The 16,454-nt window shown below is 59.3% G+C and carries 10 protein-coding genes, 1 tRNA gene and 1 pseudogene; 9 read left to right on the top strand and 3 right to left on the bottom strand.

Annotated elements, in window-relative coordinates:
• The first annotated feature begins 367 nt into the window (after window positions 1-367).
• Window positions 368-1,027, top strand: coding sequence for a sugar transferase (locus tag ACIDOCELLA78_RS81065; protein WP_201727470.1), 660 nt, complete (start codon window positions 368-370; stop codon window positions 1,025-1,027).
• A complete protein-coding gene (locus ACIDOCELLA78_RS81070; protein WP_201727471.1) occupies window positions 1,024-1,881 on the top strand; it encodes a glycosyltransferase in 858 nt (285 codons plus the stop codon). The genes ACIDOCELLA78_RS81065 and ACIDOCELLA78_RS81070 overlap by 4 nt, the downstream gene beginning before the upstream one ends.
• A 147-nt stretch (window positions 1,882-2,028) precedes the next feature.
• Here ACIDOCELLA78_RS81070 and ACIDOCELLA78_RS81075 read toward each other — a convergent pair whose 3' ends face one another.
• Window positions 2,029-2,823: an N-acyl amino acid synthase FeeM domain-containing protein gene (locus ACIDOCELLA78_RS81075; protein WP_201727472.1), complete on the bottom strand. Its 795-nt coding sequence runs from the start codon at window positions 2,821-2,823 to the stop codon at window positions 2,029-2,031.
• Window positions 2,824-2,940: 117 nt separating this feature from the next.
• Here ACIDOCELLA78_RS81075 and ACIDOCELLA78_RS81080 point away from each other — a divergent pair, with 117 nt between their 5' ends.
• Both ACIDOCELLA78_RS81080 and ACIDOCELLA78_RS81085 read left to right on the top strand, forming a co-directional pair.
• Window positions 2,941-3,330: a hypothetical protein gene (locus ACIDOCELLA78_RS81080; protein ID WP_201727473.1), complete on the top strand. Its 390-nt coding sequence runs from the start codon at window positions 2,941-2,943 to the stop codon at window positions 3,328-3,330.
• Window positions 3,331-3,365: 35 nt separating this feature from the next.
• Window positions 3,366-5,300, top strand: coding sequence for a bifunctional diguanylate cyclase/phosphodiesterase (locus ACIDOCELLA78_RS81085; RefSeq protein ID WP_201727474.1), 1,935 nt, complete (start codon window positions 3,366-3,368; stop codon window positions 5,298-5,300).
• A gap of 39 nt (window positions 5,301-5,339) precedes the next feature.
• Here ACIDOCELLA78_RS81085 and ACIDOCELLA78_RS81090 read toward each other — a convergent pair.
• Window positions 5,340-5,717 (bottom strand): annotated as a pseudogene (locus ACIDOCELLA78_RS81090) (integrase core domain-containing protein); the annotation flags it as partial.
• A gap of 106 nt (window positions 5,718-5,823) precedes the next feature.
• Entirely contained in the window at window positions 5,824-7,500 is a 1,677-nt protein-coding gene (locus ACIDOCELLA78_RS81095; protein WP_201727475.1) for an IS1634 family transposase, read from the bottom strand.
• Between the two features lie 441 nt (window positions 7,501-7,941).
• Between ACIDOCELLA78_RS81095 and ACIDOCELLA78_RS81100 the strand changes: the two genes are divergently transcribed.
• The 5 genes from ACIDOCELLA78_RS81100 (at window position 7,942) to ACIDOCELLA78_RS81120 (ending at window position 16,391) form a co-directional block, all read left to right on the top strand.
• Complete coding sequence (locus tag ACIDOCELLA78_RS81100; protein ID WP_201727476.1) at window positions 7,942-9,651, top strand: IS1634 family transposase; 1,710 nt, start codon at window positions 7,942-7,944, stop codon at window positions 9,649-9,651.
• Window positions 9,652-9,864: 213 nt separating this feature from the next.
• Window positions 9,865-9,939: transfer RNA gene (locus tag ACIDOCELLA78_RS81105), tRNA-Gly, on the top strand.
• A gap of 177 nt (window positions 9,940-10,116) precedes the next feature.
• Complete coding sequence (locus tag ACIDOCELLA78_RS81110) at window positions 10,117-10,260, top strand: hypothetical protein (RefSeq protein WP_201727477.1); 144 nt, start codon at window positions 10,117-10,119, stop codon at window positions 10,258-10,260.
• Between the two features lie 195 nt (window positions 10,261-10,455).
• A complete protein-coding gene (gene drmD / locus ACIDOCELLA78_RS81115) occupies window positions 10,456-13,686 on the top strand; it encodes a DISARM system SNF2-like helicase DrmD (RefSeq protein ID WP_201727478.1) in 3,231 nt (1,076 codons plus the stop codon).
• Window positions 13,687-13,691: 5 nt separating this feature from the next.
• On the top strand, window positions 13,692-16,391 hold the full coding sequence (locus tag ACIDOCELLA78_RS81120) for an Eco57I restriction-modification methylase domain-containing protein (protein WP_201727479.1): 2,700 nt from the start codon (window positions 13,692-13,694) through the stop codon (window positions 16,389-16,391).
• Window positions 16,392-16,454: the final 63 nt, after the last annotated feature.

The raw sequence follows: 16,454 nt of genomic DNA on the forward strand, positions 1-16,454 counted from the left end.
GCAGAATATCATTATCGCCAGCGCTTCAATGTTATTTAGGCATAATTATTGCAGAAAATTTAATGGCTGTGGCGGGCGGTCGGCGAAAGTTGGCACGTCTTCAGGCTGGGGACGTTGGGTCGAGCTGGGGTGATGGAGAGATGATGAAAGTTGACTCGCGTTCGATGTCGCATCGCGCCGACGGAAGGGTGCCGCGCACGCGGTTGATATTTTCATGCCTGGCCAACCTGTTTCCATACCCTTGCAATGCCGGGGGTGGGGTCAGGGCGGCAGGTACGGGAGGCGGTTGTCCAGCGGCAGCATCATTCGCCGGCTCGTTACCGGCGGCACTCTCGGTATTTTTTGAAGGTTGAGGGAGATCACGCATATGCTGAGCTATCAGGCTCTGCCTACCCTGCGCCACCGTGTTCAAATTGCTCCGGGCGACCGCTTCAAACGTGTGTCTGACATTGTGGCGGCTACAATTCTCCTTTTGTTGGCCTCGCCGATATTCGCAATCATCGCCTGTCTGGTCGCGCTGGATGGCGGGCCGGTTTTTTTCGCTCATTGGCGCGTGGGGCGGAACGGCGTTCCGTTCCCCTGCTTCAAGTTCAGAACGATGATGATGGGCGCCGACCACTGCCTCGCCGAATATCTCGAACTGCACCCGGAGGCGAAACACGAGTGGCAGGGCGCTCACAAACTCATGCACGATCCGCGGATTACTGGGATTGGCCGTGTGCTCCGCGCGCTGAGCCTCGATGAACTGCCGCAGCTCTGGAATGTGCTCCGCGGCGAGATGAGTCTTGTCGGTCCGCGGCCGGTGACCCAGGCGGAAATCAACGCCCACTATCGGGACGCTGCCGAAACCTGTCTTTCGGTGAGACCTGGGCTGACCGGCCCCTGGCAGGTCATGGGCCGCAATGCGCTGACATACGAGGCGCGCGTCAGCCTCGATGTTGCCTATGTCCGCAGCCGCTCTTTCGTTCGCGACATCGTTATCCTGGCAAAGACATTCGGTGCCGTGGTCGAGGGGAGCGGACAGTGACAGCGCTTCCTTCCCGTGGCGCGGGTATTTCGGTGTTGATGACGATCGGTGCCGCCGACAGTGCATCGTCTCTGCGCGATTCGCTCACGAGCTTGTTTGCCCAGACTGAGCCTCCTGAACAACTCGTCATCGTCGTGGACGGCCCGATTGATGATGAGCAGGACCGCGTGCTGCACGATTTCGTGGGCGACGGAAGGATTTCGGATGTCCGAGTCATCCGGCTCGATCGTAATGTCGGGCGTGTCGGGGCGCTGAATTCAGGCATTCCGCATTGTTCCGGCGAGTGGGTGATGCGGATGGATAGCGGCAATGTCTGCCGGCCAGACCGGGTTGCCCTTCAGCGTCGCTATCTTGAGGTGCATCCCGAAACGGACGTTTTGTCGGCGTGGTGCAGCGAGTTCGATGAGATTTCCGGGCGACGTTTTCTTAAGTCTTCACCGGTCGATCACGACAACATTGCTGCCGTTTTGCGATGGCGCAATGTTCTGGTGCACCCGGCTACGGTGGTTCGCAGATCGCGCCTTCTCGAGGTGGACGGCTACCGTGCCGAATATAGCAGGATGGAGGATTATGACCTCTATGTTCGCCTCGTTCTTGCCGGCGCCCGCTTCCATGCCTTGCCCAAGGCCCTTCTCGATGTACGGAAGAACAAAGCTGCGTATACCCGCCTTGGTGGTTTTGGCTATGTCCGTAGTGAGTTGAGGTTTCGCCTGTTCTGCTACCGCGCCGGTTTCCTGTCTTTGCCGCAGTTTGCCTTCCTCGTGACGGCGATGATCGTATTCCGGATGCTTGGCCATCGGATGCGGGCTGCCCTCTACCCTCTGGTTCGCGTGCCTGCGCCGGATCTGAGCTAGGACGTGCTTGGCTTCGCTAGGAAGTGCTTGGCTTCCATCACATTAATTCTATTATGGGTTGCATAATTAATTCAAATTTGCTATCCTTAGTTTAATAATTTCTTAACCATAATAGGGTGGAATGAGTTCCACCCCGTAATGGACGACCTATCCGCCGATGGTTAAGGTAACCTCCGTCTTTCTAGTTGGCCGCTGATGGGACCAAGAAGACGAAAAAACCGACACCAACTCACCTGCTATCAATCTGGTATAAACTGGATCGGAAACAGATACCCCATCAGGAAATCCAATTTTCTGCAGTGCTGTTTCGTATTCATCAGGGAACATGGCCATAAGACCAGTGGAGAACTTCAAATTGGGATATTGCCTAGGATCTTCGATTTTCTTGAAACCTAGCCGCCTATACATCGGCATATGTTGGGTTCGTACTGCATTTATCATTAGGTCAGCATCGAAATAGAGTCTCAAATAAGCAACCATACGGAAGGCAGCAATGATAAGTGATCGATCATTTGCAAAAGCGGGCGCGCTTGCAAAGCGGTTAATTTCAATTACGCGGCCAGAGCGACCGATACGCATTTCTGCTCGGCCAAGTGATAAAATCTCTGCACCGAAAATATCCATGGAAGGAATTTTGCTCGCGCTGGCCGAGCGTCCTTCAAGATCAAGCAAAGTGACACGAATTGTGGCCGCTGGCTTGTGTTCTCGGTATATGATGACAGTCCGACTGTTCGACGCAGCATCGTAGTCATCAAGAAAAAGTTCATCGCTATGAGCTTCAATATACCCATAAGACAAATATCCATCATAGCGTATTTTGGCAGCTTGCTCCAGAAATTCTGGAGTTGTTACGATACGCGCGGTCGTATCTTGGGTTTCTGGAATGGCGAGTATGGTTTTACGACGTCGCAGTTCACTATTGGAACAAATGTAGGCATCCATTTTGGATCTCCTGAATCTAAGGGCAGGGTTCATCAAAACCTATCAACATTATATGATATAATTTTTTCAATTTTTAGTATAAAAAACATTACAACCCACATCTTTGGGTCGATTTAGATGGGACGTTGGCGCCGCATTTTTGGACATTTTCGAATGTTCTATAATTTCAGACAATTATTTCGAAATAAAATTTTCTTTTCAAAACTCATCCCGGAGTCTTTTGTAACCTCCGTCCAAATCTCTCAAATTGACACCCGCGCTCGTCTCAGTATAAAAATGGCAGCTATTGGCGAAATTACCCTAGTTGCTTTTACTTACAGTTTTTTAGGTGGCCTAGTAGATAGAATACTTATACCTTTTGTATTTTTACTTTCTATTTGTTACGGCGCACTGATTTTTCTTGGTCAATTTTGGATAAGAAGCCGCCGCAAAGCTGAGCTTCTGAAAATTTTTTTTAGAATCTACGGAGCCCTGCAATTTTTGATCGGTTTTGGTTGGGGGGGGTAATAATCTCTACGCTACCGCACAGCAACTCTGTGCAAATGGCTCAAATCTATGCCATCTTGATCGGGTTGATTTCGACGGCAGTGTTTGCGGGGCCAGTTACATTTTCATTGTTGTTTTGGACCCCGTTAGTGACGGGTTCAATGATAGCACTGTTGCTACCAGGATCCCACACAAGCGTTGCAACACTCGTGGGGATCGCTGCATACGATGTCGTCTCGTTTATCCTTATCATCGAACTTAGCCGGAAGCTGGTCGAGCGGGAAGTCGGCGCCATCCGGATCGCCAGGCTGAAAGAGGAAACAGAAATCCTTCTTCGCGATTTTCAGCAGGGCGCAAGCGACTGGTTGTTCGAGCTTGACGGCAGTCTGGCGATTGTAAACCCCTCGGAACGGTTCTGTGAGGTCGCCCGACGTAGCGCGTCGGCGATGCGGATCAATCTCCGCACTCTTCTGCTCGATGGTGATGGATCGATTTTCCGGCATAAGGACGAAGCGATCGACAAACTGATGGAGCAACTCGAATCACATCTCCCCTTCCGTGACGTGATCGTCTCAATTCCTTTCGATGGAGAATTGCGCTGGTGGGATCTTTCTGCCAAGCCAATTTTCAGGGAAACTGGTGAGCTTGCCTGTTATCGCGGCGTCGGACGTGACATAACAGACCTGCATCGCTCCCGGGAACGAGTTACCTATCTCGCCCGCCATGATCCCCTTACGACCTTGTTCAACCGGGATATGTTCGCAGTTGCCCTTGCGCAGGCGATCAACGACGCTGAACAGGCGCCGGCGGCCCTTTTGTGCGTCGATCTCGACTACTTCAAGACGGTGAATGATAGTTTCGGTCACGCGGTGGGCGACAACCTTCTCCGCGCGGCCGCGGAACGCCTTTGTGGGTGTGTGCGGGGGCGGGACATGGTGTTTCGCCTTGGCGGCGATGAATTCGCCATCATCGTACCCGGCGTGCAACGGCCGGAGGTGGCTTCGATTGCAGCGCGGATCGTCGAGCATCTTGGCCAGCCCTTTCGGATCAGGAGTCTGACGATGACCGTCGGCGTATCAGTCGGAATTGCCATGCTGCCGAACGACGCGCGAACGCCGGAAGGCATTCACCACTGCGCGGATCTTGCACTCTACCAGGCCAAGGTCGAGGGTCGCGGCCGGTTCAATTTCTTCAATTCTGATACTCAGGACGCCATTACGCGACGGATCGCCATTCATGCCGATCTCAAAAATACTGCGATACGAAACCAGCTCTTTCTCGACTACCAACCCATTGTGGATTTGAGCACGGGCGCGCCAGTGGCTATGGAGGCACTTGTCCGATGGCGCCATCCGGCACGAGGTATCATCAGCCCTGGCGAGTTCATCTCGATCGCGGAGGATAGCGGTCTCATCGGGATGATTGGCAAATACGTCATCGACATGGCCTGCCAAACCGCGGCTCAATTGACACCAGGCCTTCAAGTCACGATCAATCTTTCGCCGCGGCAATTGCGGGATGAAACGCTGCCCGACAAGATCGCCGAAGTTATGGCGCAGAATGGACTAGGCCCAGGCCGCATCGCTTTTGAAATCACCGAAACATGTTTGCTCGACATCAGCGGTCATAGTCTTGACTTGCTCGACCGGATCCGCGCTCTAGGCTGCAACATCATACTCGATGATTTTGGAACAGGCTATTCCTCGTTCCGGCCGATACACGAGTATAGGTTCGATCGTATCAAGATTGCCCAGGCCTTGCTGGAAGACGTATTTCTGCATACCAATGGCCGCGTGATTCTTGAGACGGTTATTAGTATGGGGCAGCGCATCGGCATAGACATGATTGCCGAAGGTATCGAAACCGAGAATCAGGCTGGTTTGCTTCGCAGCCTTGGGTGTCCATTCGGCCAAGGCTACTGGTTTTCCCGACCAATCAGCAACGTCCACTTGCTACAAAACTATGGTGTAGCCGGCACATCCGTTGGTTGAGAGATAACCCCTGTGGTCTGAGCCCCAAGTTCCCGCCATTCACGAGTAGAGTCTCATCCCCGAGTGATGCCCACGATTGGGCGTAGGTGCAACAGCCGGGTTGGGGGTTAACCCCCAACCCGGCGCGCCGCTGATTTTTCCCGCCACCTCTGCCGGGGTTTTGTTGCCCAGGCTCGAATGGGGGCGGTGATGATTGTAGTCGTGACGCCAGGCGGCCAGCACGGACCTCGCTTGAGGCAGGCTCGTGAACAAGGTCTCGTTCAGGCACTCGTCCCGGAGCCGGGCGTTGAAGCTTTCGACGAACCCGTTTTGCTGGGGCTTGCCGGGCGCGATGTAATGCCATTCCACGTTCCGCTCTTTCGACCAGCGCAGGATCGACATGCTGGTGAGCTCAGTGCCGTTGTCGCTGACCACCATGACCCGACTTGAACAGCGACCTGAAAATAGTCCAATGAAAACAGCCATGTATTGTGGGCGCGTGGTTTCTTAGCACCACACCCTGCGGCTTTCGGGAGGATTTGGATCAGGAAGCGGATGCGTCTCGCACGTTGGCTGGCAGGGCGACGCCGGCGGCCTTGAAGATCGGCCCGATCGAGTTGGTTGCTGGGGTGCGCAGGACGATCTGCTGCCCGCGCTTGCTGATGGTGACCTCCTGGAGGCGGTCGAGATCACGCAGGAGATCGGCCCATTCGACGCGCTTGCCGGCCCGGCGGAGTTTTTCGTCGAGCGCCTGGTGCAGGATCAGCGCGAGGAACGAGCAGAAGACGTGGCCGCGGATGGCGGCGTCGGAGGAATGGTAGATTGGCCGGGTGCGCATTGTCGCCTTCGCGACACGGAACAGCCGTTCGACATTCTGCAGGTCCCGGTAGCGGATCACCGCCTGCAGCGGTGAAATCCGGGCGTTGGAGCGCAGCACGAAGACGCCGTCGAAGCGGGCTTCCTCGGCGAGCTTGCCGGCGTCGATCTCGAACAGCTTGTGCTTGCGGCCGGGCTTTGCGTCACTGACCGGGCGCAGGAAGCGGCGATAGGCGGAGTTGCCGATCAGCGCCTTATCGCCGCGCGTCAGCTGACGATCGAGGGCGGCGACCACCTTGCGCCTGGTCTCGGCCTCTTCGATGGCCACCGCCTCGTTGCGGCAGACGATATAGCGCTTGCCCGCGACCTTGACCTCCTTGATGAAGAGCTGGGTCTCGTCGCCACCGGCGCGCTCGAGGCAGAGCGGGGTGTAGGGGCGCTCATCGGCCAGCACCACCTCGCGGACGATGCGGTCGGTGCGTTCCCTTGCGCCGAGCACGTATTCCAGCCCGCGCTCCTCCAGCGCGGCGATCGTCGCGGCACTGATCATGCCGCGATCGGCGACGACGCAGACCCGGCCGATGCCGAAGCGCGACCGCAGGCGGTCGATCACCGGCACCAGCACCGAGACATCGGCGGTGTTTCCTGGCCACATCTCGGTGCAGATTGGCCTTCCGTCCTGATCGATCACCACGCCGAGGATCATCTGCGCGAGCTGTGGGCGGTAATCCTTGGAGTGGCCCCGCGCGCCCAGCGTCTCGCCGCCGGCACCTTCGAAATACAGCGAGGTGGTGTCCATGAACACGACCGAGAGGTCGGTGAACAGATCATGCCGTCGGGCGAAGAGACGCTCTTCCACCAGATCCTTCACCGTCCGTGGCGCAAAGGGCGTGGCATCCCCCTGTTCCTCGTCCGGCAGCTCTTCGCCGAGCCAGGCCATGGCGCGGTAGAGGTGATGCAGGCCGAGCTCCTCGGTGCCGGGAATGTCGTAATCCTCGAGCCATTTGTCGCAGGCGCGATCCGAGCCCGAGACCATGATCCGGTGGAGCACGGTGGCGAACACCGCGCGCTCGACCGGGAACTCGAACTGCCGCCCGGCCAGCAGCTCCTCGAACACAGCAGCGATCCCGCTCTCCTGCCACAGTCGGCCGAACAACAGCGGCGCGCCGATCCGCTTGCAGCTCAGCCCGTCCGGATTGCCTGCCGCCAGCTGGGCCAGGACCGAGGCACGGTCGGCATAGCGCGCGATCGAGGCGGCGAGGCGGTCGAGACCTCCATCGGCCAGGACGACTTCCTTCCGGCCCAGGTTCTTGATGATGCGCTGCTTGCTGCGCCCGTCCTCACGGACGCTCTCGACCAGATAAAGGTAGCTGTAGCCGTTGATTCGCTTCTCGCGCACGAACATGCCGAATTGGCAGCCGAAAACCAATCATAAATCAAGTTAAAAGAAGCAATTTGCGCAATTATTTAGCACCACGTTTTTGCAAAATCCCGACGTGCCTACGAAAATCTCGAGTGAAATCAAAGATCTCAACTTACGATACCGTATCGTTCCGGGTTTGACTGTTTAAGTCGGGTCAGGCTCTCAACGGTCACGGCGGCAAGCTGATCAGCAGCCTCCTACACCACCACCAGGGACATGACGCGGCCCCCTTGGGATTTTCGGCATTGCGGGTAACCCGTGTTCGCGGTCATGAGGCACATTTGGCTGTGTGTGGCTTGGGCAAGTGGTTGAATTGGTTGGATTGAATGATCGTGGAGTGGGCGGAATCTGCGCCAACACATAGACACACGACTCTCGGCCTTGTGTCTTTTATAACCTGACGAGATACGCTATTCGATAGGCATGTATCTGCGTGTCACCCAGCGCCGGAACCGCGACGGCTCCACGGTCCGCTACTATGGGCTCGCGGAGAACGTCTGGAACACCGACAGCAAGCGGTCGGAGACCCAGGTGATCCACAGTTTCGGCCGTGCGGATCAACTCGATCGCGCCGCTCTCGAGCGGCTGGTGCGCAGCATCAACCGTGTGCTGGGCGATGACGAGCAGGTCGGTGATGGCGCGCCGGCAGGCACCGCGCCGCCCGATATCGAGATCGACGCCGCCTTCGAGTTCGGCATTCCGCTGACAGCGCGGCATCTGTGGGAGGAACTCGGCATCGGCCCGGCGGTCAGGGATTGCCTGAGCAAGGCGGAGCTCACCGCTCCGCATGAGGCGGCGTTGTTCGCGATGGCGGCGAACCGGCTCGATGATCCAGGCTCGAAGCGTGCCTGCGCGGAGCGGTGGCTCACCGACACTGCCTGGCTGCCGGAGGCGACTGATTTGACGGTCGACCACCTCTACCGCGCCCTCGATGTTCTGGCGGTCTGGGCCGACGCGATCGAGCGGGCGGTGTTCCTGCGGGCCGCCGACCTGTTCCGCCTCGATGTCGATCTGATCTTCTATGACACCACGACGGCCTATTTCGAGATCGACGAGGCCGACGAGACCGAGCAAGTCTGGGCCGGGCGGCTGTTCGCCCCGCTGCGCCGGCGCGGCCACAGCAAGGAAGGACGCGACAATCAGCCGCAGGTGATCATCGCCATGGCGGTGACACGGGACGGCATGCCGGTTCGCTCCTGGGTGCTGCCGGGCGACACCGCCGATGTCGCGACGGTGGCGAGGATCAAGGAGGATCTGCGCGCCTGGAACCTTGGGCGCTGCCTGTTCGTCGGCGACGCTGGCATGTATTCGGCGGACAATCTGATGGCGCTGAGCAAGGGGCTCGGCCACTACATCCTGGCGGTGCCGATGCGCCGGCTGCGCGATGTGGATGAGGCGGTTCTGACCCGACCGGGGCGCTATCGGAAGGTTGCCGACAATCTTCAGGCCAAGGAGGTCGTGGTCGGCGACGGTGAGCGGCGCAAGCGTTACGTTCTTTGCCTGAACCCTGAGGAAGCCGAGCGGCAGCGCCAGCATCGCGACGAGGTTCTGGCCGGCCTGCGCGCCGAACTGGCGTTGCTCGCCGCACGTGATGCCGAGCATCCCAAGGCCGCCTGCGCACTGCTCACCTCGCGCCGCTACGGCCGCTACCTGAGCACGGATGCGGCCGGCAGGCCGCATCTGGATTCCGGAAAGATCGCCCATGCCGCCCGCTTCGACGGCAAGTTCGTCGTGATCACCAACGACGACACGCTGTCCACCGAGGACGTCGCCCTCGGCTACAAAGGCGGGACCATCATCGAAGCCTGCTTCCGGCGGATGAAGCAGACCGGGCTCGAGGTCCGGCCGATGTATCACTGGAGCCCGCGCCGGATCGAGGCGCATGTCCGGCTCTGCGTCCTTGCCCTGCAGATACAGCGCTCGGCGGAGTTGCGCTGCGGCCTTCCCTGGGCGCGGATCGCCCACATCCTGGCCGGCCTCAAGGCGGTCCGCTATCAGATCGCCGGCCGGACTATTGTTCAGCGCACGAAAATCAGCCCCGAAGCTGCCGAGATCCTGAAAAATCTTGGAATATCAAAGCCAAAGAAGCTGCTCACAGTCATCGAGCCGCCGCAGGCCAAGGCCGCCTCATAGATACACGCTCCGATTCCGCATCGAAAATCCATCGGAAAATAGACAGACTTTCCTCACGTCTGCCTCATGACCGCGAACCCGGGGGTAACAGGCAACGCCAAGTTCGCGCGCAGGCCGGCAAGCTTGATATCAGAGCGTGCCAGCCACCCGAATTTGGACGAGAGACCCGCTTGCCAAGCCGTACGAAGCTGACTAGAAGGCTCAACACGGAGTGCGGGCGTAGCTCAGGGGTAGAGCACAACCTTGCCAAGGTTGGGGTCGTGGGTTCGAATCCCATCGCCCGCTCCAGATTTTATCAACGAAATCAACGCGTTAAGAACGGTCCTTCGGGGCCGTTTTTGCTTAGAGGGCCAAAGCCAGACGGTATTCTGCGCGCATTCAATGCAATCGGCGGGACGTTGCCGGATACTTTGTCGTGTCCTCGGTACTGTGCCGGAGACCATTATCCTATGGGAAACGGATTTGATGGTACTCGGCGAAGACTCGGCGGTCTGGAAATCCGGCCCGCGCAACGTCAAAATCCGGGGCCGCCTGAGAGTGCTTCGCAAGAGCGATTTCGGGAGCTATCGTCATATTGAATTTGTGGCGGATTTAGCCATCGAATATTAGGGGCGGCTTTATGGTTAGGTTATGCAAACTTTTTCGGCAAAATCGGCTTATCGACACGGCTCACTCTGGGCGCGCGTCCATTGAAAAGCATTGTCAGGTTGTGGTTTTCGCATCTGTTATTGAAAAATTTGAATGGTCTACCAGACTGACTGGGAAATACAGTGATCTTGACCAACAGACGAGTCTGGGCGCGTAATGCAGCAAATCCTTAGCAAGAAAATCGAACCGGGAAGCTTTGTCGAGCTGCGGGGCCGTCCGTGGTTGGTCGAGGAAGTCCAGGGGGAGGCTGACGACCTTCAGACCCTCAACCTCTCGTGCATTTCCGACGATGCTCAAGGTGAGCGGCTGGAAATCCTCTGGGATGCCGAAATCGGCGCCGTCGTGCTCGATGAGGATGGGTGGCGGAATGTCGGCGCCGGCCTTCCTGATCGAGCTGAAGTGTTGGCCGCCCACCTTCGCGCGATAAGATGGCGATCTGCGACTGCCGCTGATCGCGACCTGCTGCAAGCGCCCTTTCGGGCAGGCATTCGGCTGGATGCCTATCAGCTTCTCCCACTTCGTAAGGCGTTGCGGCTTCCGCGCGTGAATCTGTTGATCGCGGATGACGTGGGCTTGGGCAAGACCGTCGAGGCAGGCTTAGTCGCGCGAGAGCTACTGCTGCGGCGGCGGATTGATTTCATCGTCATTGCGGCCCCGCCCGCTATGACGATCCAGTGGAAGGATGAACTGGAAGCGAAGTTCGGGCTTTCGTTCGAAATCATCGACAGAGAGCGGATAGGCGAGATGCGCCGGCTTCGGGGCTTCTCCGTGAATCCCTGGGCGACCGGCTCGCGATTCATCGTCTCGCACCGTCTCCTCACGGATGAGGTTTATGCGGCTGGACTCCGTGACGTGCTCGGCGAGTTTCGTGCCCGTGCGCTATTCGTTTTGGACGAGGCGCACCACGCCGCGCCCGCGGCGGGCATTCGCTACGCAATCTCAAGCCAGCTCACGAAGGCGGTTCGCGAACTCGGCGAGCGGTTCGAGCACCGCCTTTTCCTGACAGCCACGCCACATAATGGGCACTCGAACAGCTTCTCGGCTTTGCTTGAGATGCTTGATCCCCAGCGCTTCACTCGGGGTGTCGAGGTTCGCCCAAAGGATCTTGAGCCCGTCATGGTCCGGCGGCTGAAGGCCGATCTTCGGCGCCTTGGCGAAGCGTTCCCGGAGCGGATCATCGAGGCGGTTCGCATCGACGGTCTGCCAGAGGACACGCCTGAACTCGCACTCGCCCGGCAGCTTGCCACGTACGGCGAGATGCGGATGCGGCGCATCGCTAATCTTCCGACCCAAAAGGCGTCGATGGCGAAGCTGGCCTTTGTAGGTCTCCAGCAACGGCTGTTGTCGTCGGTCGCGGCGTTCGCACGGACCCTGAAAGTCCACAGGGCAACATTGCAGCGAATGCTCGATGGTGAAGAAGCCGGCTTGGTCGCTGCCGCCGCGCTGGCGTTTGTGGGCGGCCCGGCGAGCGAAGACAGCGCCGAGCTTGGGCTTGAAGGAGAGCGCGCCGAAAAAACTATCGACGCGGATGACGACGCCACGGCCGAGGCCGCTTCAGCCCTTGGCGTTGCAGACGCAGCGAAGGGAGACCTGCGCGCTGAACTTGCCGTGGTCGACGACATGTTGGCCATCGCAGAGCGCTACGCGTCGCGGCCCGACGCCCGGGTGCGCTGGTTGACCGACTGGATCAAAGCCAACCTTCTCAGCGGCCAAAACTGGAATCGCCGGCGTCTCATCATTTTCACGGAATACGAAGACACGCGGCGGTGGCTCGAACGACGCCTGCGTGAGGCGGTGTCGGACACGGATCGCGCTGATGACCGAGTTGGCGTCTTCACCGGCGCAACTGGATCGGATCGAAGGGAAGAGGTGAAGCGAGCGTTCAACGCTGATCCCGATGTTGAGCCGTTGCGCATCCTGATCTGCACTGATGCGGCCCGCGAAGGCATCAACCTCCAAAGCTATTGCTCCGACCTGATTCATTTCGACCTGCCGTGGAACCCCTCCCGACTGGAGCAGCGCAACGGCCGGATCGATCGCAAACTTCAACCTGCGAAACAGGTCATTTGCCGATATTTCCGTTATGAGCAGCGCGAAGCCGACATCGTCTTGGAGGCGTTGGTCCGGAAGACGGAGACCATCCGCGACCAGCTCGGATCGGTCGGCCAGGTTATTGAAGAGCGCATTGCGAAGCGTCTGGCCGAAGGTGGCATTTTGCGCGGTCAGGGCGCGGCGATCGCTAGGGCCATCGCTGAGGAAAGCGACGCCGAACGGCTCAATCGCGCGCGCGCCGAAATGGACGACGACGAGCGCGCGCGTCACGAACGGTTGCTAAAGGAGCAGGCCGATCTGCAGCGCGCACTCGAACGGTCGCGCGAGCGCGTCGGCGTCGACCCGGAAGATCTTCATCGTGTGGCTGCGGCGGCGTTGTCGCGCGCCGGTTATGTTCTGGACGACGCCCGTGGGCCGGCGGTCGGCAAGGTGGAAACCTACAGGCTCAATCCCAACGACCCGGCGTTCACAAAGGACGCGGGTTGGGACGATGCCTTCGACGATCTGCGGGTTCGACCGCGGAAGCGCGGTGAGCGTCTCGGCGACTGGCGGCGCGATGCGCCCATCCGGTCAATTGCTTTCAGTCCGCCGATCATGGCTGACGGCCGTGACGCCTCGGACGTGGTGCAAGTGCATCTTGAGCACCGCCTGGTCAGACGGCTCCTGTCTCGCTTCCTCAGCCAAGGCTTCCAGTCGAAGCTTTCGCGTGTGTCGGTCATTTACGGGCCGGGCGCGCAGCCTCGTATCGTACTGATGGGACGCCTGGCGGTCTTTGGCGCGGGCGCAGCCCGGCTGCATGAAGAAGTCATTCCGATTACCGCCATCTGGACGGAGTCAGAACGCGACCACAAGGCGCTCCGACCGCTGGGCGAGAGCGGCGAGGAGAAGACCCTCAACCAGCTCGAAGACGCCCTGCGTGACGCCCGTGAAGCGTCCGGAGCCGCCGTCGCCCGTATCCAGGCTCTCGTCGCAAAGGATATCGCCGACCTTGTCCCGGCCTTGGAAAAGATCGCCTCAGAGCGACTGACGACGGTTACGGCGCAACTTCAGAAGCGAGGGGAGGAGGAGGCGCGCTCGCTGTCAGACCTGCTTGAACAGCAGCGGTCACGTATCGCCAAGGCGGCCAAAGAGTTCGATCCCAACCAGCTCACCCTCGATCTCGTGCCCGAGGAGCGGCGCGAGCGAGAAGCTGACCGGCGGCATTGGGAAGGCCGCCTGACGCGCCTTGAACGTGAATTGCGCGATGAACCGAAGCGGCTTCGCGACTCCTATGAGGTGCGAGCGCATCGCCTGGAGCCCGTCGGCCTGGTCTATCTCTGGCCGGTATCGGGGTAAGTACAATGGCTGCGGAAATCTATCGCGATCCCGATCTCGAATGGCTCGACCATGTGCCCCCGGTGGGCCTCGTCGTCGCGCCGACGTTGCTCAAGGAATTGGGGTTATTGCCGCTCAGGCAAACGCCAATCGAAACTGGCCAGGTGACCGAGATTATCGGCTCGGAGCTTTCCAAGCCTGCGCTCACCGATCCCTGGGCGTTCTTCGAACAGGTTCTGGGCTGGGAAGCGCGCCACGTCGCTGGTGCGCCCGGCGGTCCGGCCATTCCGGACGAACTGCTCGTGGCGCTCCCGGAGCATGGCACCATGCTGCGACCGACATGGGCTGTCGCGGAGCTCGGTGACGGCGATCGCCGCTGGCAGCTTCTCGTGCGGATCGAGGCGCCAGGCGTCGATCCTGACGCCCGGAACGCCCTCGACGGCTGGGAGGCGACCCCACATCAGCGCTTCGAGCGGCTCTTGCGTGACACCGGCGTCTTTGCTGGCCTGCTGATCTCCGAGCGGGACGAACGGAAGGACGGTGAGGTTCGGTATTATCCCGAGTTTCGCCTGATCTATGCTCCGCGCGGCGAAACGTCGGGCCACCAGAGCTTTCCGATCCGGCCCATGGCGATGGTTGCCGGCCGACCCATGCTGGGCGGTCTGAAGCTCTTGCTCGATCGGTTTCGGCTGTTCTCGGATGCCGATAATCGGCGGCTGCCCGCGCTGCTGAAGCATAGCCGCGACGCCCAGGCTCTGGTTTCAACCGCTCTCGCCGAGCAGGTTCTCGGCGCGCTCCACGAACTTCTCCGAGGTTTGCACGCCGCCGAGCCAAGGCTGGTTCGCGAACTCGCGGAGAGCCGTCCTGATCATCTTTATGAGGGGCTGCTGACCGTCCTGATGCGGTTGGTCTTCGTGCTCTACGCCGAAGACCGGGACCTGCTTCCGTCTCGATCCGACGCCCGTGCGCGCGAGATCTACGAGACGAGTTATTCGGTTCGCGGGCTTTACGCGAAGCTCACGGAAGACGCGACGCTCAATCCCGACACCATGGACGAGCGGCGCGGTGGATGGGGCGGATTACTGGCGCTGTTTCGCCTGATCCACAAAGGCCACAAGACCGGCTTCGTGCAGGCGCGTGGCGGCAAGCTGTTCGATCCGGACGAATTCCCCTTCCTTGAAGGCCGCTCCTCAAAGGATGAGCCAGCCCGGATACTGGCCGTGTCGGACGGGTGCCTGCTTCGCATCCTTGAAGGGCTGATGACCCTGAAGCTGCGCGGTGCAGAGCGCGAGCGACTGTCCTATCGAACCCTCGACGTCGAACAGATCGGCTCGGTCTACGAGACAGTCATGGGCTTTACGGTCGAGGCCGCCACGAGCCGCGTGCTCGCCATCAAGGCGGGCAAGAACAACAAGACGCCGGTTTTCGTCGCGCTCGATGACGTTCTCGCGAAGAAGGGCAAGGACCGAATCAAGGAACTGAAGGAAAACGTCGGGCGCGCGTTGACGGCAGCGCAGGCTAAGCCGGTCGAGGACGCCAAGAGCGTCGAGGATCTTGTGGCCGCGCTCGACGGCATGGTCGATGAGCGCGGCTCGCCAACGAAGCGGGTCGCGGCATCCGGAACACCGATCCTGCAGCCAACTGGCGAACGGCGACGGACCGGCAGCCACTATACGCCTCGGTCACTCACCGCGCCAATCGTCAAATATGCGCTGGAGCCGGCCTTCGAGCGGCTCGGAGCGGACGCCACGCCGGAGCAGGTGCTGGAGCTGAAAGTGTGCGACCCGGCCATGGGCTCGGGCGCCTTCCTGGTCGAGGCCTGCCGCGCTTTGGGCGAGCGCCTCGTAGTAGCCTGGACACGTTGGCCGCAGACGCGTCCGACCATTCCCGCCGACGAGGACGAGGAGCTTCATGCGCGGCGGCTCGTCGCACAACGCTGTCTCTACGGGGTCGATAAAAACCCGCGCGCGGTCGATCTTGCGCGGCTGTCTCTTTGGCTGGCCACGTTGGCACGGGACCACGAGTTCACATTCTTGGATCACGCGTTGAAGTGCGGCGATAGTCTTGTCGGCCTGAAGATCGCAAAGATCTCTGCGGCCAATTGGAATGAATCAAAGGCTGGTCTTCCGTTATTTCGGCAATTAGTGCGCGAAAGTGTGTCGAAAGCTATGAGGGGGCGAGCCGAAATTCAGAACGCGCCAGACGACATTGGGCGCACTGTTCAGGAGGCCCGATTCAGCAGTTTGGAGTCTGAAGTGCTTCCAATCAGGGTGATGGGGGATGCTGTGGTCTCCTCCTTTTTTGTGTCGGACAAAACAAAAGCTCGGGAGAAGGCACGCGCAGAGGTCGAAAGCCAGATCTCTAGCGCGCAGCCACGTTGGGATTTACTCAATTTTGCAGCAACGCGATTGCGCAAAGGTGAGCACGGGATACCCCCATTCCATTGGGAGATCGAGTTCCCGGAAGTCTTTGACCGAAAGAACGGCGGGTTTGATGCGATCGTTGGTAATCCACCCTTTGCCGGTGGAAATACGATTGTGGCAGGAAATGCGAAGAATTATATTCCTTGGTTGCAGACAATACATGACGGTGCTCACGGAAACGCAGACATTTCCGCGCATTTCTTTAGGCGCGCATTTGTATTGCTCCGGTCTGGTGGTGTGTTGGGGCTAATAGCTACAAATACCATTGGTCAAGGGGATACAAGGCAGTCTGGCCCGACTTGAACAGCGACCTGAAAATAGTCCAATGAAAACAGCCATGTATTGTGGGCGCGTGGTTTCTTAGCA

The organism is Acidocella sp. C78, assembly GCF_907164655.1.